Source organism: methanotrophic endosymbiont of Bathymodiolus puteoserpentis (Logatchev) (assembly GCF_900128525.1).
Classification (GTDB): domain Bacteria; phylum Pseudomonadota; class Gammaproteobacteria; order Methylococcales; family Methylomonadaceae; genus Methyloprofundus.
This window is the reverse complement of sequence record NZ_FQTQ01000022.1, coordinates 1-1,808: the sequence shown is the minus strand read 5'-3', so window position 1 is coordinate 1,808 and position 1,808 is coordinate 1. Positions and strand designations below refer to the sequence as shown.

At 40.1% G+C, this 1,808-nt stretch carries 1 protein-coding gene and 1 pseudogene; one reads left to right on the top strand and one right to left on the bottom strand.

Annotation, left to right across the window (positions count from 1 at the left end):
- Positions 1 to 174 precede the first annotated feature (174 nt).
- Positions 175 to 320, bottom strand: a pseudogene (locus BQ7314_RS01525) (IS6-like element ISPmar1 family transposase); the annotation flags it as partial.
- A 224-nt stretch (positions 321 to 544) separates the two neighbouring features.
- Between BQ7314_RS01525 and BQ7314_RS01520 the strand changes: the two are divergent.
- Positions 545 to 1,648: a hypothetical protein gene (locus BQ7314_RS01520; RefSeq protein ID WP_174481946.1), complete on the top strand. Its 1,104-nt coding sequence runs from the start codon at positions 545 to 547 to the stop codon at positions 1,646 to 1,648.
- The last annotated feature ends 160 nt before the right edge of the window (positions 1,649 to 1,808 follow it).

Genomic DNA, 1,808 nt, shown 5'->3' with positions numbered 1-1,808 from the left:
ATATGATTCGAAAGGGACAGTTGTCCGAGGAAAATATGCCTGCTTATAAGCAATTTATGGCTTTAGCAGGATAGTTATGCCTGAAGACAAGGCGCTCTTCGCTTTCACTAGTTCTTGCGACAGAACCCTATCGCGGACTACCAGCCCTAGCATTCGCTCTCCATGGCTGGCAGCGAGCGTAGCATGATCAACATAACCCCTCTTTCTTCCATGATCTCTTCAAGGTCGCGATACGAAACGCCATACCTGACATAAAAGAAAACCGCATAAAGAATAACGTCTTTGGGAAAGTGTGTCCCTTTAAAGCTGAAGTTTCCCAATAATTATTTATGGTATAATTGAAACCATGCCGCAACTATATGAAAAAAACAGTCTTTTCATTCGTTTCAAATGCTTTCGCCTAATGGGAATTAAATAGGGGTTTGCTATAAACATGGCAAATCCACCTAAAATAAACCTCGATACGCCAGCATTGTGTACTTTAGCTACTCAATAATTGGGAAACTTAAGTTAATTAATAAAGTCGAATTTGGACGAGATATTCATGCTTAATAACATATTTAACCCACTACCAAGCAATAAACCGACGAAATTCATCATCCTTTTATTACTGGCAACTATCATTCCCTTTATTGCGGGTCCACTGATACGTTCAGTCTATTCTGGCTCCGACTCTGCCCAGCATATTTTTTACCTGGTCTTAATGGTTGGCGGCTATCATCAAGGCGCCTCGGTGTACCTTTATTTTGATAGCGATGCAAAAAAGATTATCAATCGACATAAATGGTATTTTTACTTCTGGCCATTGATGATTTCCGCAAGCATTATGCTCTTTTATCTAATCGATAATTTATGGCTAGAAAGCTATTTCTTGCAATCCTATGCCATGTTGACCATTTATCATTATCAAAAGCAAAATATCGGTGTCTACAGCTTACTTGCACCGACTCTAGGCAGCGGCAGGATGATGCCGGTAGAACGCGGCTTAATTATGGGCGGGGCTGTTGTGGGCATGCTAGTCTTTACCTGGCCTATAGATCGAAGCCTGTTTCAAGGCACGCTTCTATCCACTTACAAAGATAGCATTGAAACATTTAGCTTAACACTGCTCTGTGTGTTAACGCTATATACAGTCTACTATATCAGCAAAAACTATTTATTTTCACAAACCAGGCAGACCCAGTATGCAAGAGCCGCATTACTGCTGGTTCTCGTCACATTTTTCTGGCCGATGTTTATTATCGAAGATAAACAAACTGCTTTTTTTATGTACGCTACGGCGCATGGCCTACAATATTATGTCTTTATCGCCATCGCCGCATTCAATGGCGATAAAATTCAGCATCTATTAAACACCGAGCATCTTAAGGGCATCTTGTTGCGTTACTATAATCTAATCCTGTTTATTGTTTTAACCGCACTATCAGTCTACATCTGGAAGGAACTATACCTGCTCAATCCACCCGCCATATTTAATTTTTCGGACACTGAAATCAAAAGATCCATTTTTGGGCTGGCAAGCAGTATCTCTTTAATCCATTACTGGATTGATGGCAGAATCTGGAAGATACGCCATAATGACTCACGCGAATTTATGCGCAGTAAATTTAAGTTTTTATGTAACTACTCAGGTAACTTAAAATCATAACACATTGATTTTAAGTTACCTGAATTCAAGGGTGGTTCTGTCGCAAGAACTAGTGAAAGCGAAGAGCGCCTTGTCTTCAGGCATAACTATCCTGCTAAAGCCATAAATTGCTTATAAGCAGGCATATTTTCCTCGGACAACTGTCCCTTTCGAATCATAT

What these genes read in the sequence shown, in the direction of transcription:
- BQ7314_RS01520 (WP_174481946.1), top strand. Translation starts at nt 545, where the DNA reads ATGCTTAATAACATATTTAACCCACTACCAAGCAATAAACCGACGAAA.